This is a genomic window from Aliivibrio salmonicida LFI1238, from assembly GCF_000196495.1.
GTDB classification, from domain to species: domain Bacteria; phylum Pseudomonadota; class Gammaproteobacteria; order Enterobacterales; family Vibrionaceae; genus Aliivibrio; species Aliivibrio salmonicida.
This window is the reverse complement of the sequence record NC_011312.1, coordinates 3,122,954-3,143,883: the sequence shown is the minus strand read 5'-3', so window position 1 is coordinate 3,143,883 and position 20,930 is coordinate 3,122,954. Positions and strand designations below refer to the sequence as shown.

Sequence of the window (20,930 nt, the reverse complement as noted above, 5' to 3'; positions counted from 1 at the left end):
ACAATAGTCGGCCGTTGTGAGAAAAAATTAACCGTAATCTCTCAATATTATTGATATATGTGAGAGATGTTATAGAGAATATGTCAGAGATCAATTCTTGGTGTGCTTCTGTGCTTAAAAAAGTGCAGTGGCAAGACGCCGATACGTTTGCGTGTAGCAATGAATGGCAACAGTATTGGCTGTTAGGCTTAGATTCGTTGTCACGCCGTTTAGAACAACATTGCCAAGTGTTGTCTGTATCGGTATTGGATAATACACATGTTGATTCCAGCGCTTTAAGAGCAGATGAAATTGCCCTTATTGGCGATGGAGTGTGCCTAAGACGTAAAGTTGTTTTACGAGGTGATGCTGTCGATTGGATTTACGGGAGAACATTAATACCGTTATCTTCTTTACAAGATCAGCCCCACGATTTAACGAAACAAGGTCATGTACCGTTAGGCATTACTGTTTTTAGTGCTCAAGACGTTTTTAGAGATCAATTACAAGTGGCAAAAATTTTAACCGAGAAGGGGGAGTTGTTTGCTCGTCGTTCTCGTTTGTGGATGAATGGAAAGCCAATGTTGGTGGCGGAATTATTTTTACCTAACGCATCTATTTATTCGGATAATTATTATTTAGAAAAAAACAATTCAAAGGGAAGTGAAGAATGACTCTGTCAAAAGCGAAGGCGTTTTGGCAATTAACGAGAATGAATCGTCCGATTGGCTCGTTGTTATTGTTATGGCCAACATTGTGGGCTTTATTTTTGGCGGCTGATGGAATTCCAGATTGGCACGTACTGATTGTATTTATACTCGGTGTTGTATTTATGCGTTCGGCAGGGTGTGTCATTAATGATTTTGCTGATCGTAAAGTGGATGGTCATGTAAAGCGGACGGCTAATCGCCCATTGCCTTCTGGATTAGTTTCTTCTAAAGAAGCACTTATTCTTTTTTCTGTATTGGTTACGTGTTCATTTATTCTGGTTCTAACCATGAATACATTAACGATTATGTTATCGAGTATTGGGGTTTTGTTAGCGATCGCTTACCCGTTTATGAAACGCATCACGTATTTACCGCAATTTGTACTGGGATTGGCGTTTAGTTGGGCAATCCCGATGGCTTATGCGGCAGAATCAAATCAAGTTCCGCCTGAGGCGTGGTTGTTGTTTGTGATTAATGCGGTATGGACAATTGCTTATGATACCCAATATGCAATGGTAGATAGAGATGATGACCTCAATATCGGTATCAAATCGACCGCGATTCTATTTGGACGTTTCGATAAGCTCATGATAGGCCTACTGCAACTGACCGTACTTACTTTATTGATAGCATTAGGTATACAGCTTTCGCTTCCAAGCCTATATAACTGGGGTGTCTTAGCCGCTGCAGGGTGTTTTGTGTATCAACAATGGTTAATTAAAGGACGTGAAAGAGAGGCTTGTTTCGAAGCGTTTTTAAATAATAACTATGTGGGTGGTTTTATTTTTGTCGCCATAAGTGCGAGCGTACTTATTTAATGACTTCAAAACTTTAAATTAGACGCATAAAAAAACCAGTACGTTTCGTGTACTGGTTTTTTATTATCTTAATATTAAGAGATAGCTGATTTAGTCTTCTTTTGTCATGACTGCTTGAATGGTGAGCTTGATCTCAGGATTAAGTAGTCGAGACATATCTCGAGAAAATGGCTCTACTTTACTTATAACAGCAACGCCATCACTGTTTAAATACCCTTCTGCTTTTAAAGTATTAAATAGAATACCAAACACACCTTTATCGAAAAATTCCGGGGCATTAATACCATGTAAACGACTTAAACGTTGCGCCATAATTTGACTTTGCTCTTCTAAATCATTTTTACCTAACTTAGGAGACGCTTGTAAGTGTGTTAATGCAATAGCGTAACGTTGCAGTGTTTCTGAAATCGTATGAGCAAGTAAATGCACTTTCAGAATATTGGTGGCATTGAGTTGTAAAACATCATTTTCTCTTTCGATCAGCTTTTGACGAACTAATTCGTCGATATGCTGACTCACCACATCGTTTAATTCACTCTCATCATAATGCAGAAATAATTCGGCTTTAAGGAAAGGATAAATCTGTTGAATTTGTGCCTGAACGTTATCGATAGAAATTGAACGGTATTGCACAACTAATTTTGCTATTAAAGACGGTAATGCAAAAAGATGAATAATGTTATTGCGGTAATAGGTCATTAATATTGATTGATTTCGGTCTAATGAAATAATCTCACCTAGCGTATCTTTTTCAATAACAAATTTGTCTAATGCAATCGCGTGCTCTAATAGCGCTTCGGCATCTTGAGTGGGTACTGTTGCCGTATTCGAATAAGGAATGTTTCGTAATAACTGCAGGTAGCAATCCAGTTGCTCAGTTAAATCTTCCTTACTAAGAGCGCGCTGACGAGCCGCAAGTAAAGCGGTCGCACATAGTGTTAATGCATTGGCTGCGACTGCGTCATTAATGTGTGTCATCATTTTATTTGCGATGCCATTAACTACAGGGGACATCCACTCTGGCTTTTGTGGTTCAATTGGGTTGATGGACTCAGACCAATTAGGTGCGTGTTCATTAAGGTAATGGTTTAAAGAAATCGGCTCGCCAAAGTTTACATAGCCTTGACCAAAGTTACGCAGTTTACGAAGCGTGCGTAGTACTTGTCCTGCGTTTTCTTTTTCTTTACGTTTGCCTTGTAACTCTTTTGCGTAAGTCGTTACTTCCATTACGTGTTCATAACCAATATACACAGGCACCAAGGTTACAGGGCGGTTTAAGCCTCGTAACATCGCTTGTACTGTCATGGCTAGCATGCCCGTTTTGGCCTGCAATAGGCGACCGGTACGAGAACGACCCCCTTCACTGAAATATTCGACGGAATAGCCTTTCGCAAACAACTCGGCTAAATATTCACGAAAAATAGTAGAGTAAAGTCGGTTACCTTTAAAGCTACGACGAATAAAGAAAGCACCGCCACGGCGGAATATAGGGCCTGCAGGGAAAAAGTTTAAGTTAATACCAGCAGCAATATGTGGTGGTACTAAGCCCTCATGGTAAAGAACATACGAAAGCAGTAGGTAATCCATGTGGCTGCGGTGACAAGGTACATAAACAATCTCATGGCCTTCTTGTGCTAATTTACGCACGGTCGCGGCGTTGTTGATGTTTAAGCCTTGGTATAGACGGTTCCATAGCCATTTAAGAATTCGATTGCCATTCTTGATCAGCGAATAAGAGAAGTTCGTTGCAATTTCTTCCATGATCCCCATGGCTTCTTTACGTACTTTCTCTACATCAACGTTACGGATCCTCGCTTCTTCTAAAATCACTTTCTCAATAGCTTGAGATTTTAATAACCGATTGAATAACGCTTGGCGATTCGGAAGGTTTGGTCCTGATGCCGCTAATTTCTGACGTGAGAAGTGGATCTTTGCTACACGAGCCAGTTTATGAGCTATTGCATCATCTGCACCGTGATTGTCTGCCATGTAGCGCAACGAAACGACAGGACTGATGCGTACCGTTGAATCACGACCAGCTTTAATTAGAGTCACAAACTTTTGTGGCCCATTTAATGGCATTAAATGAGGCCTACTTGTGCCTTCTTTTCCAGGTCTTCTTCCCCAAAGAATTGACGTCGGGATTAATTGAAAATCAGCATCAGGATTATCTGCATGGTGCTTGAGAACAATTTTAAATAAATCCAGAGACTCTTGTGGTAAATCATCATCAGTATCGAACATCTTTGGTCCGATCGAAGTGAATACATAACGAGGGTAAGACACACCATCAATTTCAATTGGAGAAAGAGGATCTGGTAGCCCTAACTCTTTAGCACTTTTTTGTAATGTGAGCAGATCGACATGAGATCGAAACGGCAGTGCATAAATAATTGGGCGCTCAATATCGATATTGAGATCTTCAATTGGATTCGATGGAATAGGAGTGCTCTTTACCATGACCGATAACGGCAACTTGAGTAAAGAGTGATAAATAGTTTGTCCTGTAGACATAATGACAATAACGCCTTAGTTATGTACCGAATGCTCGGTTATATATAGATGCTTACACTTTATTGGCAAGAATAGCAGAACTGGTCAAACCTTTTAATCAAAATGAACAGAATATCCGCAATAGTCAGACTTATATGACATATAAATGAATAAATTAGGCTTATTTTTAATCAATAGGCCTTTCAAAGCATAGCACAGCTGTATATACTCACAGTTCACTGTATAAACAGACAGGTGATTCATGAAGCCACTAACGGCAAGACAGCAAGAAGTCTTTGAGTTGATCAAAGCAAAAATTGAAGATACTGGAATGCCACCAACACGTGCAGAGATTGCTCGTGAATTAGGGTTTCGTTCTGCGAACGCGGCAGAAGAACACTTAAAAGCATTAGCTCGTAAGCAAGCGATCGAAATTATTCCAGGTGCTTCTCGTGGTATTCGTATCCTATTGCAAGATCCTGTAGAGCCTGAAGATTTAGGTCTTCCTCTTATCGGTCAAGTAGCGGCGGGTGAGCCTATCCTTGCTCAAGAGCACGTAGAAAGTCATTATCAAGTTGATCCTAGTATGTTTAAGCCACAAGCGGATTTTTTATTGCGCGTAAATGGCGAGAGCATGAAAAACATCGGAATTATGGATGGCGACTTATTAGCGGTACATAAAACGCAAGACGTTCATGATGGTCAAGTGGTTGTTGCTCGTGTTGATGATGATGTTACTGTTAAGCGTTTAGAGCGTAAAGGTTCAATGGTATTTCTTCATGCTGAAAACGAAGAGTTTGCTCCAATTCAAGTCGATCTTACGTCTCAACACCTTTCTATTGAAGGTATTGCTGTTGGGGTGATCCGTAGTACGACTTGGATGTAATTTATTTTCACTCTTAATTATCTTCTGTAAGGCAGTAAATAGTGCTTTACAATTGGTAATGATAGTCATTATCATCTCTGTTGTTTATCAATGGAGATGAAGATGAAGATGACAAATCTCGGCCACAAAATACCTTCCCATCTTTTACAGCCTATGTGGTTGAGAAGTAGAGAGAGCTTAATCGATAATGGTCTTATCTATGACCCTATCGCAGCGGCCGCATGTCAACATTGCCACCTTTCTTCTGAATGCCTTTCTGGCGACATTGATCAAAAACAGCTATTGCATGCCACATTGACCGTTCAATGCGATCAGCAAGTTGCTCAATTTTTAAAACGTCATCCTTCGGGGTGGGTTGTTAATGTTGGCGCAGGTTTAGATACCCGTTTTTATCGTTTAGATAATGGTCTTTGTCATTGGTTAGAGTTAGACATTAATGAAAACTTACTGTGGCGACAGAAGCTTTTTCATACTAATGAGCGCTATTATGTTCGTTGTGGTTCTGCGATTGAACATGCATGGATCCATGATTTGCCCGTACCGAGTAATGTGCCTGTCATGATTGTTTGTGAGCAAGCGTTGTTAGAGTGTGATGAACTTCAATTAGCTAAGTTTATTCAATTATTAGGCCGTCGATTTCAACATGCTGAAGCAACGATTGTTATTGCGGCAGATAGGTGTCATACCCGCATGGGGAAAAAACTAGGTTGTGGTGATTATCAACATGGTTTATATCAACCTAAGCTTCACTTTACTGGTTGGCTTCCTTGGATTGACACGATTTCAATTAAATCGCCTTTTGAACACAATTGTTCTCGCTGGAAATTATGGCAGCGCTGGTTAGCGAAATTTCCTCTGTTTAAGCACCGGGTGACTCCATTACTTGTGCATATGAATTGGTAAAACGAAGCTTAAATTTGAAAAATTTTTGTATTGAGTCGAAGTAAGTAATAATGCCGTCACTTTCTTTGTTGAGTACAAATCTATGTGGCAAGTCTTAAAAAACCTTACATTACACCGACGAGTATTAGCTCTGGCTATTCCAATGGTGTTGTCGAATATTACAACGCCACTACTTGGATTAGTTGATGCTGCTGTTATTGGGCATTTAGATCAGGCGTGGTATTTAGGTGGGGTTGCGGTTGGCGGCACGATGATCAGCGTGACTTTTTGGTTACTTGGTTTTTTGCGTATGGCAACCACAGGACTTTCTGCTCAGGCCTATGGTGCTGAAGATAAAAAATTATTAAGCCAAACCTTTTCTCAGGGTATTTTTCTAGCTTTATGTTTTTCATTCATTCTGCTTATTTTTCATCAGCCTCTCTCCTACGCTATTTTTTCTTTCAGCAATGCAACTCCAGAAGTGAAGATGTATGCAGAGCAATATTTCTCTATTCGAATCTGGAGTGCACCAGCGGCATTGAGTAATTTGGTCATCATGGGCTGGTTACTCGGGACTCAGAATGCTCGTTATCCAATGTGGTTAGTGATTATTACAAACAGCATCAATATCGTTCTCGATTTATTATTTGTTGTTGGGTTTAATTGGAAGGTTGAAGGGGCGGCATTTGCTTCTGTATTAGCCGACTATGCCGCTTTGTTACTTGGTTTATTTTTTGTCTTTAAACAAAAAGAAACATTGTATTTACCTCGTTTCTTGATGCCTCTGTCTGAATTGTTACTTGGGTTTAAACGCTTATTTAAATTAAATCGAGATATTTTCTTACGATCATTATGCCTTCAAGCGTGCTTTACTTTCATGACATTTAAGGGGGCGTCATTAGGTGTTGATATTGTGGCAGCAAATGCGGTATTGATGAGTTTTTTGATGATGATATCTTATGGCATGGATGGTTTTGCTTATGCTATGGAAGCCATGGTGGGAAAAGCGATTGGTGCAAAAAGCAAAACTCAGTTATCAGAATCATTGATTGGAATTACCTTTTGGAGCTTTGCCATTAGCTTATTATTAAGTGTGGCTTTTGGTGTGTTTGGTGCTGGTTTAATTGGGATGATTTCTTCAATCACAGAAGTGCAAAATACGGCGTTAATCTATTTACCTTGGCTTATTGCTATGCCGTTGATATCCATGTGGTGTTTTTTACTTGATGGTATTTTTGTTGGTGCGACCAAAGGGTCTGAGATGAGAAATTCCATGTTTATCGCGATGCTGACGTTTTTCGTTGTGTGGTGGCTAATGACGCCTTATGGTAACCATGCGTTATGGGCTGCAATTATCTCGTTTATGGGGATGCGAGGTATAAGTCTTGCGATTACTTTTTATGTTCAATGGAAAAAAGGAGTTTTCCTATCATAGGCCAAATACTCTATCATATTGATTAAAAATAATAAAAAAGGGTTAAGTAAACACTTAACCCTTTTTAGTATTTATTATATTTGAGTGTTTAAAAAAGTCGATTTAAGCCGTTAAGAGCTGCTACGCGATAGGCCTCAGCCATAGTTGGGTAGTTAAATGTAGTATTGACAAAATACTCAATAGTATTAGCGTTGCCTTTTTGTTCCATAATGGCTTGCCCGATATGAATGATTTCAGCCGCTCGCTCTCCAAAGCAGTGGATACCTAAAATTTCTTTTGTTTCTCGATGGAATAGAATTTTCAAACTACCAATATCCATTCCTGCAATCTGGGCTCTTGCTAAGTGTTTGAAAGAAGCTCGCCCTACTTCGTAAGGCACTTTCTCTGCTGTTAGCTCTTGTTCTGTTTTTCCTACTGAACTAATCTCAGGTATGGTGTAAATACCAGTAGGAATATGATCAATCAATTTGGCTTCTGATTTACCTTTTACGATGGCTTGAGCGGTAAATCGGCCTTGGTCATAAGCAGCACTAGCAAGGCTTGGGTAACCGATGACATCACCAACTGCATAAATATGATCGACATCTGTTTGGTAATTACCGTTTACTGTTAACTGTCCTCGAGAATCGGCTTCAAGTCCAACAGAAGAGAGGTTGAGTTTGTCTGTATTTCCTGTTCGACCATTGGCAAGTAAAACACAATCCGCTTTCATTTTTTTGCCAGATTCTAAATGCATAATAATGCCGTCATCAGTGGCTTCGATTTTTTTAAAGGTTTCATCATTGCGTATGACAATACCGCTATTCCAAAAATGATAAGAGAGAGCGTCGGACATTTCATTATCTAAAAATGACAGTAAACGATCTCGAGTGTTTATTAAATCAACCTTAACGCCTAATCCTCTAAATATAGACGCGTATTCACTGCCAATGACACCAGCACCATAAATAATGATATGGCGAGGGTCGTGTTTTAGTGAAAGAATGGAGTCACTATCATAAACACGGCTATGATTGAAATTAACACCGGCGGGGCGGTAAGGGCGAGATCCTGTGGCAATAATAAACTTATCAGCGGTATACGTTTCAATTGAGCCATCTTTTGCTGTCACTGCAATCGTATTTTTTTCTACAAAACTGGCTTCACCAAAGATAAGAGAGCATTGATTACGGTCGTAAAAGCCTTGTCTCATTCTTGTTTGTTTATCGATGACACTTTTTGCATGGCCTAAAATATCAGAAAAAGTAGAATGAAGACTGGTATTATTCTTACAATAAAGCGGATTTGAATTAAATTCTAGAATACGACTTACTGCATGACGAAGTGCTTTCGATGGGATAGTCCCCCAGTGTGTACAACCTCCACCGACACTTGGCTCTCTCTCAATAATTGCGACATTAAGGTTGGCTTTGGTTAGGCCCATTGCAGCACCTTCTCCTCCTGGGCCACTACCAATTACGATGGCATCAAAATGGGTTGAGCGTGTAGTGGTCGAGTTTGTCATCAGTAGCGCCTTATTATTATCAATCTCGCAACATTGCTAGCAAAGTATTTTAACCTTTTCATTCATTTGGTAAATCAAATGAGTGAGATAGAGTGGAGACGATCACGTTGTTTGCGGTAAATCATGTGATAATAGATTTCAGTATTTACAGTGGTAGCCAAAAATCGATAATGTGGACTAGCGAATAGTTTGTGATACCCACTCAATTAACTTATGCAATATATGGTAAATAATATGTATCCTGAATTTGAAGCTGATGATCTTAATGCAGTGTTAGAAGTAAAGCAGCCAGTAAGCACTAAAGGTGTAAGGGCTCAGCAAAAAGAAAGAACACGCAGAACCATTATAGATGCCGCGTTTTGCCTACTATGTGCCGAACGAGGTTTCATGAGCTTGAGTTTACGAGAAGTAACAAGAGAAGCTGGTATCGCGCCTACGTCGTTTTATCGTCATTTTAAAGATATGGATGAGCTAGGGCTGACTTTAGTTGATGAAGGTGGACTTATTTTACGTCAGTTAATGCGTCAAGCTCGTCAGCGTATTGTGGTAGAAGGGAGTGTTATCCGAACATCGGTTGAAACCTTCATGGAATTTATTGAAGGTAGTCCAAACGTATTTCGATTGTTATTACGTGAACGTTCAGGAACTTCATCTGCTTTTAGAGCAGCAGTGGCTCGTGAGATCCAACATTTTGTTGCGGAACTTACTGAATATTTGATTGCCACGACAGGTGTTGCTAGAGAAGAAGCGTCAGTTCAAGCTGAGGCGTCAGTTACCTTAGTATTCAGTTCTGGTGCGGAGGCGCTCGACCTAGATACGCCTCATAGAGATGAATTGTCAAAACGGTTAATTTTCCAATTACGTATGCTATCAAAAGGTGCTTATTGGTATCGAAAAGAAAATAAGATTTAGATGCATTGTTCACCGTGAATCAATGCCTACACGAGGTAAACAACATGACACATGAAAATAGTAGAAATGAACGTAAAACATTAGCGCTATCTGTGGTGACCGGTCTTTGTTTGAATGCCGTTTGGGTTGGATTTACGGTAACAGAAGTTACGTTCTCTATTTTTCCAATTATTGCGTTAATTTTAGCGGCTCAAGGTTTATATCAAGAATATCTACGTGAGCCTAAAGGCGATGATACATCGTTAATCGCTGTGGCTTGTTTCTTTGTCGGTCTGTTTGGTCATTCAGCTTTAGTGAAAGCTCAATACCCAGAAGTGGGTTCAAACTTTTTTTCAATCTTAGTTGCTTTGGCTCTATTACTTTGGATTGGAATTAAAGTTGGAGTATTAAAGAAAAAAGAGGCACCAACAGATTTGTAAATCTTAATTTAACGAAAATAAAAAAAAGGCTCATAATGTGATGAGCCTTTTTTAATTGATTAAATCGAGTGTTTATTTGCGCTCTAAGAATATGCCGGCTTCCATATGGTGGGTATATGGGAACTGATCAAATAAAGCAAAACGAGTAATGTTGTGTGTTTTACTTAAAATAGCAAGGTTCTCTTTTAGAGTGTCAGGATTACAAGAAATGTACATAATACGCTCATAGCCTTGTACCATCTTACAAGTGCCTTCGTCCATGCCAGAACGTGGTGGATCGACAAAGATGGTATTGCAGTTATAGCTTTTTAAATCTACATTTTGATCTTTCAAACGTCGGAATTCACGCTTTCCTTCCATTGCATCTGTAAAGTCTTCTGCCGACATACGAACAATTTGTACATTGTCTATATTATTGGCTGCAATATTATATTGAGCAGATTCTACGGATGGCTTTGCAAGTTCGGTTGCTAATACGCGATCAAAGTTTTTTGCTAATGCTAATGAAAAATTACCATTACCACAATAAAGTTCCAATAAGTCGCCTTGGCTGTCTTGCGTACAATCAACGGCCCATTCCAACATTTTTTGAGCTACAACACCGTTTGGTTGGGTAAAACTATTTTCTACTTGTTTATAAGTCAGGATGTCATCATTTACTTTTAGTTTTTCAATGACAAATTCTTGGTCTAAAACGATTTTCATTTTACGAGCACGGCCGATAAGATTTAGGTTAAAACCTTTCTCGTTTAATTGTTGTTTTAATACTGCGGCTTCTTCTTTCCAAGCATCGTCTAATTGACGGTGATAAAGCATCGAAACTAAGATTTCACCGCTTAATGTTGATAAAAAATCCACTTGGAACATCTTATAACGCAGTGTTTTACTTCCTTTTATTGCTTCTGCAAGTAGTGGCATCAAGTCGTTAATAAGACGAGTGGCGGGTAAGAAGTAATCTACACGGTACTTTTCTTTTGTTTTTTGATCGAACATGACGTAATACATATCGTCACCTTCGTGCCAAATTCGAAACTCTGCACGCATACGGTAGTTTTCAGCAGGAGAAGAAAAGACTTCCAGTTCTGGAACGTCAAATTCAGAAAACATAGCAGACAGTGCTTCTGTTTTCTCATCTAACTGTACTTGATAATTTTCTGGGTTCATGACGGGTTGTGTCATTGTCTTGCCTCACGCTGCTCAAAATAAGAGCGCCGATTTTATTCGATAGAGATCTGTTGTCCAGCATTTGTGTGTGATTGGCCGAAAGTAATTCGATCGACTATGTAACAATAAACACATAACCCTAGACAAATATAGCGTACGCCACTACTATTTCGGCCATGTTGGTGCGCTATTTTTAAATTTAATAATAGCCTGAAAAGGGAATCTGGTGTGAATCCAGAGCTGACGCGCAACGGTAAGAGAGAGCTAGGTAATAGGCATCATCCAAACGGTTGTTTTTCTGTATATAAGGATATAGGAAAAATAATGGGAAGTGACTCCCGCCTAAGTTCATTATTCTCAAGTCCGAAGACCTGCCAACAATAAGCAATACATGATGTATTGCTATATGGACTTAACGCGATGTTAGGAAAACACGGAAATGAAAAAAACTGCCCTTGCGACTGCAATAGTGTCGCTGCTTTCTCACGCCTATACCTCTCCTGCATTTGCAAAAGATTCAGTATCTGAAACAGACGAAGTGATGGTGGTTACTGCCAATCGATTTGAGCAGTCGGCTAAAGATGTGATTGCACCAATGAGTGTCGTTACAAAAGAAGATATTGTTCAGATTCAAGCTAAAACAATTACAGATATTCTCAGACTTCAACCAGGTATTGAGGTCGCGAGTAATGGTGGCATTGGTCAGAATGCATCTATATTCATGAGAGGGACTAACTCTGATCATGTTCTTGTTTTAATCGACGGTTTTAGAATGAACAGTTCCATTAAAAGTGGAATGAATATTAATAAAATACCGGTTAATCAAATTGAGCGAATAGAAATTATTCGAGGCTCAGGCGCTGTTATGTATGGTTCTGATGCGGTAGGTGGTGTAATTAATATTATTACTCGCACCGCTACGAATGATTTGTCAAAATCAGCAACGATTGGTGCAGGGAGTAATAAGTATAAAGAAGGAAACTTTGCGGCTAACACTAATGTTGGAGATAAAGGGCATTTAAAGATTGCTGCTGGCTTCACTCAAACGGAAGGGTATAACGTAAACCCGCAACCGGGATTGAATGATGGTGACAAACATGGTTTTGAAAATAACCAGTTTATGCTGAACTATGAACATCAATTTAGCTCAAACTTAAGTTTATTCACCGGTATTCGTTGGTTCAACAGCACTTCTGAATACAATCATTATACAAACACAAAATCTCAGTCTGAATCCGAATCTATGGCGTACTCAGCAAAAGTCTCTTATAAAAAAGATGCGTTGTTATCTGATTTAAGTTTCAGTTACCAAGATAATGAAACGTTAGAGTACCTTGAGAATGGGTCTTTAGATTCAGAACAAAAAATAGATCAACTTAATGCGCAATGGACAAACCAATATAAGTTAATGGATTCATGGTTTGTGAATGCAGGGATTGATTGGACAAATGAACAAGTAAAAGCTGATATTACTAACTTTTCGCATCAAGTCATTATCGATGAAGGTGAGAGTCGAATGTCGACGGGTGTGTATTTAGGGACCGAGTATCAGCTAGAGAAGTTAACCTTAGAAGCGAACACTCGATTTGATAAACATGATAAACATGATAAATACGATGAGTATGTAACTTGGGGAGTTGGTGCAAGCTATCAGATTAACGAAATTTATCGTATCAGTAGTGCGTATAATACGGCATTTAAAGCCCCATCGTTCTATGATTTATCAACGGCACCTGATTTAGAACCAGAAACATCAGATAATATTGATGTTGGGTTAGCGGCTGAATATGCATTGGTAAGTGTTAATTTGTCATTGTATAAAAACAAAGTAGATAATTTGATTATTTACTATGACGCACCAAACTACATGGGTTATAGCGCTAATGTAGATGCGGATATCAAAGGTGCAGAACTGGAATTGCTATTTGATACTGGTATTGTGTCTCATACCGTGATTGCTGAGTATAAAGATCACGAAGATACACAAGGACAACAGTTAGCACGAAGAGCGAAGCAAAACTATAAATGGATTAGTAACGTGAGTTTCGGTGATTTAGATATGAACTTGTCTTATATATACACGGGGAAACGTTCTGATCTTCCTTCTGCCCCTGGTGTAGCAACGAATTATTTAGATCCTTATTCTTTATGGACATTGGCGGGCGCTTATTGGGTAACTACCGAATTAGCAGTGCGTGGTCGAGTGGAAAATTTGCTTGATGAAGAATATGAAACCGCGGGAGGGTACAAACCTGCAGAGCGTTCTTACTATGTCAGCTTAGATTATCAATTTTAAGCATTATTATTAACCGCCTTTATTGGCGGTTTTTCTTTTCTGAGATTTATATGAAGAAGAAAGTTATTGTTAGTTGGTCATCAGGAAAAGATGCTACGTTAACGCTTATTCGATTATTGAAAAATCCTAACTTCGATGTGGTCGCACTTTATACAACATACGTAGATAATGAAGTTCCATTTCAAGTGACGCCACTATCGGTTGTTCAAATGCAGGCTGATTTAGTTAGATTACCGCTAATTTCAATTGAATTACCTACGGTGTTTCCTGCTAATAACGAATATCAACGTTTAGTGGTGGATGGATTAAAGCTGAGTGGGGTTGAATTTGATGCTGTCGCTTTTGGTGACATGTTTTGTAATGGTATTGTTGAATACCGTAAAAGCTATATAGAGAAAGCGGGATGGGAGTGTGTTTTCCCTCTTGTTGGTGAATCAAGCCGTAAATTAGCGCAAGAAATTATTGATTGTGGTATTGAGACGATTCTAGTCACCATTGACTCCTCTCAATTGAGTCATGAGTTTTGTGGGAGATTGTATGATCATCAATTATTGAATGAGCTTCCTAGAAGTGTTGATGTGTGCGGGGAAAATGGTGAGTTTCATTCCCTCGTTATTAAAGCACCATGTTTTGTGGGTTTTATTCAACTAACAGATAAACGAATAGAGGTAGGGGAGCGATTTACGCATCTACGTTATCAAGCTTCTATTTTACAACTGTAATCCAATCGGTATGATTGTATGTCTATCCCTTTTGTTATTTGAAGAGCTTGTGGTTCCAATATGCCAAAAAACATCTTAATTTTTGACTCAGGTATCGGTGGTTTATCCGTATTTAAAGATATTAGATATCAAATTCCTTTGGCAAAGTATATTTATGCTTTTGATAATGCAGGCTTTCCTTATGGAGAGTTAACAGAAGATATCTTAATAGAAAGAACATCTTATATTATTCAAAAGCTTTGTCATCGACATAAAATAGATATCGTTGTTATTGCCTGTAATACAGCAAGTACAGTGGTGTTACCTACATTAAGAACACTTCTCTCTATTCCAGTTGTTGGGGTTGTTCCTGCTATTAAACCAGCAGCGCTTGTTTCTCAAAAAATAGGATTACTTGCTACTCCTGCAACTATTAAACGAAGTTATACGTTTGACTTAATTAAATCATTTGCATCAATTTCAGATGTGAAGTTATTAGGGTCGACTCGATTAGTTGAAATGGCTGAAGAGAAAATGGTAGGCATACCTGTCAATTTAATTGAACTTGATGAGATTCTAAAGTCTTGGAAAGGTCAGGTTGATTGTATTGTACTTGGTTGTACGCATTTTCCTTTTCTACGTAAAGAAATCAAAGAAATTCTTGGCCGTAACGTATTACTGATAGATTCAGGAGAAGCAATAGCAAGAAGAGTGAAGCAATTATTAGGGAGTGTTGACGCTAATAAAGGAGATCATTTGTTTGGGGAAGTTTATTGTAGTGCCTCAACAAAAAATGAAGAGGCACTAAATAAGACTTTCAAAGAATTAGATTTTAATCCTCTTCAGACTCTAGGCTACCCGAAGTCTTTGGATCGTTAGCAATGCGAACTTTTAAAGTACGTTGATCAAATTCGTTATTGTTTAAGTTTTCAATAACATTATCAGCGTCCTTTGTTGCCACAACAACAAAACCAAATCCTCTACGTTTACCTGTACGTTTGTCTTTCATCAGACGAACAGCAAACACATCACCAAATTCAGAAAATAAATCTTTTACATCTGATTCATTCGCTCGATAAGGAAGGTTACCTACATAAAGGGTAGTACTCGCTTGATCTGAAGTATCAGCACTAGAAATAGTGTCTGTTACTGTTTTAGATTTAGACGGTGCTTTATTAATGAATAAAAGAGTAAAACCTGTAATTACTGCGCCGAAAGCAAAAGCAAATGCAGGAGATACCGATGGAAATACAGAGATTGCACCTGCACCAAGTACAGCAATAGCAATGATAATTATATTTGAGTTAGTAGATTTCATGATAAGTAATGTCTAGTTAAAATAAGTGAAAAAATGATGAATTAACAATAAAATCACATTGATACTACTTATATTATTTATCAATTGCCAACTAATTAAGCCAATGATCATTTGTTGTAGGGCTTTTGTTTGAAAAAAAGTGATCTGTGTAGAAAATAATCACTTAAAAGATAATCGTTAAAAAGTACTTGCCAATAAGTGTGAGGGACTTATAATGCGCCCCGTTCCCAAGGATAAAGCGAAAGCAAAATCTCATGAGAACGTTAAGTTTTTAAGCCTTTTAAATTACTTTTAATTAGGGCTTGACTTAAAATTAAGGCTCTGTATTATACGCAGCCTAAGCAACGAAATGGAAACGTTAAGTTGTTGAAATAAAACGCTCTTTAACAATTTAACCAAATCAATCTGTGTGGGCACTTGTGAGTTGATAATCACTAGTTTGCATTTACTTTTCGAAGTGAATACAAACAAAAATAATCAATGAACTGAGTGACTACACAAAATTACTTTTATGTAAGAAATCAGTATAAATCATTGAGCCGGTTTTGTTTCTGCTGAAACAAACCAAAAAACTTTAATTGAAGAGTTTGATCATGGCTCAGATTGAACGCTGGCGGCAGGCCTAACACATGCAAGTCGAGCGGTAACAGGAATTAGCTTGCTAATTCGCTGACGAGCGGCGGACGGGTGAGTAATGCCTGGGAATATGCCTTGATGTGGGGGATAACTATTGGAAACGATAGCTAATACCGCATAATGTCTTCGGACCAAAGAGGGGGATCTTCGGACCTCTCGCGTCAAGATTAGCCCAGGTGAGATTAGCTAGTTGGTGGGGTAAGAGCTCACCAAGGCGACGATCTCTAGCTGGTCTGAGAGGATGATCAGCCACACTGGAACTGAGACACGGTCCAGACTCCTACGGGAGGCAGCAGTGGGGAATATTGCACAATGGGCGAAAGCCTGATGCAGCCATGCCGCGTGTATGAAGAAGGCCTTCGGGTTGTAAAGTACTTTCAGTCGTGAGGAAGGGTGTGCAGTTAATAGCTGTACATCTTGACGTTAGCGACAGAAGAAGCACCGGCTAACTCCGTGCCAGCAGCCGCGGTAATACGGAGGGTGCGAGCGTTAATCGGAATTACTGGGCGTAAAGCGCATGCAGGTGGTTCATTAAGTCAGATGTGAAAGCCCGGGGCTCAACCTCGGAACCGCATTTGAAACTGGTGAACTAGAGTGCTGTAGAGGGGGGTAGAATTTCAGGTGTAGCGGTGAAATGCGTAGAGATCTGAAGGAATACCAGTGGCGAAGGCGGCCCCCTGGACAGACACTGACACTCAGATGCGAAAGCGTGGGGAGCAAACAGGATTAGATACCCTGGTAGTCCACGCCGTAAACGATGTCTACTTGGAGGTTGTGGCCTTGAGCCGTGGCTTTCGGAGCTAACGCGTTAAGTAGACCGCCTGGGGAGTACGGTCGCAAGATTAAAACTCAAATGAATTGACGGGGGCCCGCACAAGCGGTGGAGCATGTGGTTTAATTCGATGCAACGCGAAGAACCTTACCTACTCTTGACATCTACAGAATTCGCTAGAGATAGCTTAGTGCCTTCGGGAACTGTAAGACAGGTGCTGCATGGCTGTCGTCAGCTCGTGTTGTGAAATGTTGGGTTAAGTCCCGCAACGAGCGCAACCCTTATCCTTGTTTGCCAGCACGTAATGGTGGGAACTCCAGGGAGACTGCCGGTGATAAACCGGAGGAAGGTGGGGACGACGTCAAGTCATCATGGCCCTTACGAGTAGGGCTACACACGTGCTACAATGGCGCATACAGAGGGCTGCAAGCTAGCGATAGTGAGCGAATCCCAAAAAGTGCGTCGTAGTCCGGATCGGAGTCTGCAACTCGACTCCGTGAAGTCGGAATCGCTAGTAATCGTGAATCAGAATGTCACGGTGAATACGTTCCCGGGCCTTGTACACACCGCCCGTCACACCATGGGAGTGGGCTGCAAAAGAAGTGGGTAGTTTAACCTTTCGGGGAGGACGCTCACCACTTTGTGGTTCATGACTGGGGTGAAGTCGTAACAAGGTAGCCCTAGGGGAACCTGGGGCTGGATCACCTCCTTAACGATAGATTGCGATTTATGAGTGTTCACACAGATTGATTAGGTTTTAATAAGTTGAAGTGACAGAGCTTTAATTAATGATTTCGATTATTGATTAAAGCTTTTTGCTTTAAGCTCTTTAACAATTTGGAAAGCTGACTGATTTAACTAACTTACGAGTTAGATAAATCAAAATTTAAAAGTTCTTAATATCTTTTGTTTATCTTTAGATAAACAAATTAAAAACACATTCAAGTGTTCTTGTATTTTGAATCCGGCGAAAAACCAGAACTCTCAATGAAGAGTTCAACCTTGGTTGTTTATGCCATACGAAACCTCTTGGGGTTGTATGGTTAAGTGACTAAGCGTACACGGTGGATGCCTTGGCAGTCAGAGGCGATGAAAGACGTATTAACTTGCGATAAGCCCAGATTAGGTAGTAAAAACCTTTTGAGTCTGGGATTTCTGAATGGGGAAACCCACTAGCATAAGCTAGTATCGCTGCGTGAATACATAGCGCAGCGAAGCAAACCGGGAGAACTGAAACATCTAAGTACCCCGAGGAAGAGAAATCAACCGAGATCCCGAAAGTAGCGGCGAGCGAAATTGGGTTAGCCCTTAAGTTGTTAATGAGACAGGTGAAGCCTCTGGAAAGTGGCGCGATACAAGGTGATAGCCCTGTAACCGACATCTCATCATCAGTGAAAACGAGTAAGGCGGGACACGTGATATCCTGTCTGAATATGGGGGGACCATCCTCCAAGGCTAAATACTACTGACTGACCGATAGTGAACCAGTACCGTGAGGGAAAGGCGAAAAGAACCCCTGTGAGGGGAGTGAAATAGAACCTGAAACCGTGTACGTACAAGCAGTAGGAGCATACTTGTTATGTGACTGCGTACCTTTTGTATAATGGGTCAGCGACTTATATTCAGTGGCAAGGTTAACCGTTTAGGGGAGCCGTAGGGAAACCGAGTCTTAACTGGGCGTTCAGTCTCTGGATATAGACCCGAAACCAAGTGATCTAGCCATGGGCAGGTTGAAGGTTGAGTAACATCAACTGGAGGACCGAACCGACTAATGTTGAAAAATTAGCGGATGACTTGTGGCTAGGGGTGAAAGGCCAATCAAACTTGGAGATAGCTGGTTCTCCCCGAAATCTATTTAGGTAGAGCCTCGGACGAATACTACTGGGGGTAGAGCACTGTTAAGGCTAGGGGGTCATCCCGACTTACCAACCCTTTGCAAACTCCGAATACCAGTAAGTAATATCCGGGAGACACACGGCGGGTGCTAACGTCCGTCGTGGAGAGGGAAACAACCCAGACCGCCAGCTAAGGTCCCAAAGTTATAGCTAAGTGGGAAACGATGTGGGAAGGCTCAGACAGCCAGGATGTTGGCTTAGAAGCAGCCATCATTTAAAGAAAGCGTAATAGCTCACTGGTCGAGTCGGCCTGCGCGGAAGATGTAACGGGGCTAAGCTATACACCGAAGCTGCGGCAGTGCAATTTATTGTGCTGGGTAGGGGAGCGTTCTGTAAGCCGTTGAAGGTGTGCTGTAAGGCATGCTGGAGGTATCAGAAGTGCGAATGCTGACATGAGTAACGATAAAGGGGGTGAAAAACCCCCTCGCCGGAAGACCAAGGGTTCCTGTCCAACGTTAATCGGGGCAGGGTAAGTCGACCCCTAAGGCGAGGCCGAAAGGCGTAGTCGATGGGAAACGGGTTAATATTCCCGTACTTCTTATAATTGCGATGGGGGGACGGAGAAGGCTAGGTAGGCTTGGCGACGGTCGTCCAAGTTCAAGTGCGTAGGCTAAGAGTTTAGGTAAATCCGGACTCTTGTTAGGCTGAGACACGATGTCGAGCACCTACGGGTGTGAAGCTATTGATGCCATGCTTCCAGGAAAAGCCTCTAAGCTTCAGGTTATAAGAAATCGTACCCCAAACCGACACAGGTGGTCGAGTAGAGAATACTAAGGCGCTTGAGAGAACTCGGGTGAAGGAACTAGGCAAAATGGTACCGTAACTTCGGGAGAAGGTACGCTCCTAGCGGTGATGAGACTTGCTCTCTAAGCTGCCGGGAGTCGCAGATACCAGGTGGCTGCAACTGTTTATTAAAAACATAGCACTGTGCTAAATCGTAAGATGACGTATACGGTGTGACGCCTGCCCGGTGCTTGAAGGTTAATTGATGGGGTTAGACTTCGGTCGAAGCTCTTGATCGAAGCCCAAGTAAACGGCGGCCGTAACTATAACGGTCCTAAGGTAGCGAAATTCCTTGTCGGGTAAGTTCCGACCTGCACGAATGGCGTAATGATGGCCACGCTGTCTCCACCCGAGACTCAGTGAAATTGAAATCGCTGTGAAGATGCAGTGTACCCGCGGCTAGACGGAAAGACCCCGTGAACCTTTACTACAGCTTGGCACTGAACATTGACCCTACATGTGTAGGATAGGTGGGAGCCTTTGAAGCAAGTACGCTAGTATTTGTGGAGGCAATCTTGAAATACCACCCTTGTATGCTTGATGTTCTAACGTTGGCCCCTTATCGGGGTTGCGGACAGTGCCTGGTGGGTAGTTTGACTGGGGCGGTCTCCTCCCAAAGAGTAACGGAGGAGCACGAAGGTGGGCTAAACACGGTTGGACATCGTGTGGTTAGTGCAATGGCATAAGCCCGCTTGACTGCGAGAATGACAATTCGAGCAGGTGCGAAAGCAGGTCATAGTGATCCGGTGGTTCTGAATGGAAGGGCCATCGCTCAACGGATAAAAGGTACTCCGGGGATAACAGGCTGATACCGCCCAAGAGTTCATATCGACGGCGGTGTTTGGCACCTCGATGTCGGCTCATCACATCCTGGGGCTGAAGTCGGTCCCAAGGGTATGGCTGTTCGCCATTTAAAGTGGTACGCGAGCTGGGTTTAGAACGTCGTGAGACAGTTCGGTCCCTATCTGCCGTGGGCGTTGGATGATTGAAAGGGGCTGCTCCTAGTACGAGAGGACCGGAGTGGACGAACCTCTGGTGTTCGGGTTGTTACGCCAGTAGCATTGCCCGGTAGCTAAGTTCGGGATCGATAAACGCTGAAAGCATCTAAGCGTGAAGCGAGCCTTGAGATGAGTCATCCCTGATACTTTAAGTATCCTAAAGGGTTGTTGAAGACTACGACGTTGATAGGCAGGGTGTGTAAGTGCTGCGAGGCATTGAGCTAACCTGTACTAATTGCCCGTGAGGCTTAACCATACAACACCCAAGGGGTTTTGAACGGATTTAAGATAGCAAGAAACAGATTGAATGTGATTAAGAACACAATACA

At 41.1% G+C, this 20,930-nt stretch carries 14 protein-coding genes, 2 rRNA genes and 1 riboswitch; of the genes, 12 read left to right on the top strand and 4 right to left on the bottom strand.

Annotation, left to right across the window (positions count from 1 at the left end):
* Positions 1–80: 80 nt before the first annotated feature.
* Together VSAL_RS15230 and ubiA are read left to right on the top strand one after the other, a co-directional pair.
* On the top strand, positions 81–653 hold the full coding sequence (locus VSAL_RS15230; RefSeq protein WP_012551314.1) for a chorismate--pyruvate lyase family protein: 573 nt from the start codon (positions 81–83) through the stop codon (positions 651–653).
* A complete protein-coding gene (gene ubiA / locus VSAL_RS15225) occupies positions 650–1,507 on the top strand; it encodes a 4-hydroxybenzoate octaprenyltransferase (protein WP_012551313.1) in 858 nt (285 codons plus the stop codon). Before VSAL_RS15230 ends, ubiA begins: the two co-directional genes overlap by 4 nt.
* 90 nt (positions 1,508–1,597) lie before the next feature.
* Here the strand turns inward: ubiA and plsB are convergent, their stop codons facing one another.
* On the bottom strand, positions 1,598–4,021 hold the full coding sequence (gene plsB / locus VSAL_RS15220) for a glycerol-3-phosphate 1-O-acyltransferase PlsB (RefSeq protein ID WP_012551312.1): 2,424 nt from the start codon (positions 4,019–4,021) through the stop codon (positions 1,598–1,600).
* Between the two features lie 241 nt (positions 4,022–4,262).
* On the opposite strand from plsB, the gene lexA reads away from it, so the two are divergent.
* From lexA to dinF, 3 genes are all read left to right on the top strand, one after another.
* Positions 4,263–4,886, top strand: coding sequence for a transcriptional repressor LexA (lexA, locus tag VSAL_RS15215; RefSeq protein ID WP_012551311.1), 624 nt, complete (start codon positions 4,263–4,265; stop codon positions 4,884–4,886).
* Between the two features lie 108 nt (positions 4,887–4,994).
* Positions 4,995–5,789, top strand: a complete 795-nt coding sequence (locus VSAL_RS15210) for a class I SAM-dependent methyltransferase (RefSeq protein ID WP_044583506.1) — start codon at positions 4,995–4,997, stop codon at positions 5,787–5,789.
* Positions 5,790–5,871: 82 nt separating this feature from the next.
* A complete protein-coding gene (gene dinF, locus VSAL_RS15205; protein ID WP_012551309.1) occupies positions 5,872–7,203 on the top strand; it encodes an MATE family efflux transporter DinF in 1,332 nt (443 codons plus the stop codon).
* An 88-nt stretch (positions 7,204–7,291) separates the two neighbouring features.
* On the opposite strand, the gene sthA is transcribed toward dinF, so the two are convergent.
* Entirely contained in the window at positions 7,292–8,707 is a 1,416-nt protein-coding gene (gene sthA / locus VSAL_RS15200) for a Si-specific NAD(P)(+) transhydrogenase (RefSeq protein ID WP_012551308.1), read from the bottom strand.
* Between the two features lie 234 nt (positions 8,708–8,941).
* Between sthA and fabR the strand changes: the two genes are divergently transcribed.
* Together fabR and VSAL_RS15190 are read left to right on the top strand one after the other, a co-directional pair.
* Positions 8,942–9,619 carry an HTH-type transcriptional repressor FabR gene (gene fabR / locus VSAL_RS15195; protein WP_085941823.1) on the top strand — a complete coding sequence of 226 codons (678 nt, stop codon included), beginning with the start codon at positions 8,942–8,944 and terminating at the stop codon, positions 9,617–9,619.
* Positions 9,620–9,663: 44 nt separating this feature from the next.
* Complete coding sequence (locus VSAL_RS15190; RefSeq protein ID WP_012551306.1) at positions 9,664–10,038, top strand: YijD family membrane protein; 375 nt, start codon at positions 9,664–9,666, stop codon at positions 10,036–10,038.
* A gap of 72 nt (positions 10,039–10,110) precedes the next feature.
* On the opposite strand, the gene trmA is transcribed toward VSAL_RS15190, so the two are convergent.
* Complete coding sequence (trmA, locus tag VSAL_RS15185; RefSeq protein ID WP_012551305.1) at positions 10,111–11,217, bottom strand: tRNA (uridine(54)-C5)-methyltransferase TrmA; 1,107 nt, start codon at positions 11,215–11,217, stop codon at positions 10,111–10,113.
* A gap of 148 nt (positions 11,218–11,365) precedes the next feature.
* Positions 11,366–11,595, top strand: a riboswitch (cobalamin riboswitch).
* Positions 11,596–11,641: 46 nt separating this feature from the next.
* On the opposite strand from trmA, the gene VSAL_RS15180 reads away from it, so the two are divergent.
* The 3 genes from VSAL_RS15180 to murI are packed head-to-tail and all read left to right on the top strand — an operon-like array spanning position 11,642 to position 15,078.
* Positions 11,642–13,498: a TonB-dependent receptor domain-containing protein gene (locus VSAL_RS15180; RefSeq protein ID WP_012551304.1), complete on the top strand. Its 1,857-nt coding sequence runs from the start codon at positions 11,642–11,644 to the stop codon at positions 13,496–13,498.
* A gap of 50 nt (positions 13,499–13,548) precedes the next feature.
* Complete coding sequence (locus tag VSAL_RS15175; RefSeq protein WP_012551303.1) at positions 13,549–14,220, top strand: Dph6-related ATP pyrophosphatase; 672 nt, start codon at positions 13,549–13,551, stop codon at positions 14,218–14,220.
* 60 nt (positions 14,221–14,280) lie between these two features.
* Positions 14,281–15,078 (top strand): glutamate racemase, encoded by a 798-nt coding sequence (gene murI / locus VSAL_RS15170; RefSeq protein ID WP_012551302.1) that lies wholly within the window; start codon positions 14,281–14,283, stop codon positions 15,076–15,078.
* Here the strand turns inward: murI and VSAL_RS15165 are convergent.
* Complete coding sequence (locus VSAL_RS15165) at positions 15,032–15,517, bottom strand: RNA recognition motif domain-containing protein (RefSeq protein ID WP_012551301.1); 486 nt, start codon at positions 15,515–15,517, stop codon at positions 15,032–15,034. The genes murI and VSAL_RS15165 overlap by 47 nt on opposite strands.
* A 575-nt stretch (positions 15,518–16,092) precedes the next feature.
* On the opposite strand from VSAL_RS15165, the gene VSAL_RS15160 reads away from it, so the two are divergent.
* Both VSAL_RS15160 and VSAL_RS15155 read left to right on the top strand, forming a co-directional pair.
* A 16S ribosomal RNA gene (locus tag VSAL_RS15160) occupies positions 16,093–17,637 on the top strand.
* A gap of 329 nt (positions 17,638–17,966) precedes the next feature.
* A 23S ribosomal RNA gene (locus VSAL_RS15155) occupies positions 17,967–20,857 on the top strand.
* The 16S and 23S rRNA genes sit together here, the layout of an rRNA operon.
* Positions 20,858–20,930: the final 73 nt, after the last annotated feature.

Bases quoted from the DNA above. Each gene is read 5' to 3' on its own strand.
- VSAL_RS15230 (WP_012551314.1), top strand. From the start codon at position 81: ATGTCAGAGATCAATTCTTGGTGTGCTTCTGTGCTTAAAAAAGTGCAG.
- ubiA (WP_012551313.1), top strand. From the start codon at position 650: ATGACTCTGTCAAAAGCGAAGGCGTTTTGGCAATTAACGAGAATGAAT.
- plsB (WP_012551312.1), bottom strand. From the start codon at position 4,021: ATGTCTACAGGACAAACTATTTATCACTCTTTACTCAAGTTGCCGTTA.
- lexA (WP_012551311.1), top strand. From the start codon at position 4,263: ATGAAGCCACTAACGGCAAGACAGCAAGAAGTCTTTGAGTTGATCAAA.
- VSAL_RS15210 (WP_044583506.1), top strand. From the start codon at position 4,995: ATGACAAATCTCGGCCACAAAATACCTTCCCATCTTTTACAGCCTATG.
- dinF (WP_012551309.1), top strand. From the start codon at position 5,872: ATGTGGCAAGTCTTAAAAAACCTTACATTACACCGACGAGTATTAGCT.
- sthA (WP_012551308.1), bottom strand. From the start codon at position 8,707: ATGACAAACTCGACCACTACACGCTCAACCCATTTTGATGCCATCGTA.
- fabR (WP_085941823.1), top strand. From the start codon at position 8,942: ATGTATCCTGAATTTGAAGCTGATGATCTTAATGCAGTGTTAGAAGTA.
- VSAL_RS15190 (WP_012551306.1), top strand. From the start codon at position 9,664: ATGACACATGAAAATAGTAGAAATGAACGTAAAACATTAGCGCTATCT.
- trmA (WP_012551305.1), bottom strand. From the start codon at position 11,217: ATGACACAACCCGTCATGAACCCAGAAAATTATCAAGTACAGTTAGAT.
- VSAL_RS15180 (WP_012551304.1), top strand. From the start codon at position 11,642: ATGAAAAAAACTGCCCTTGCGACTGCAATAGTGTCGCTGCTTTCTCAC.
- VSAL_RS15175 (WP_012551303.1), top strand. From the start codon at position 13,549: ATGAAGAAGAAAGTTATTGTTAGTTGGTCATCAGGAAAAGATGCTACG.
- murI (WP_012551302.1), top strand. From the start codon at position 14,281: ATGCCAAAAAACATCTTAATTTTTGACTCAGGTATCGGTGGTTTATCC.
- VSAL_RS15165 (WP_012551301.1), bottom strand. From the start codon at position 15,517: ATGAAATCTACTAACTCAAATATAATTATCATTGCTATTGCTGTACTT.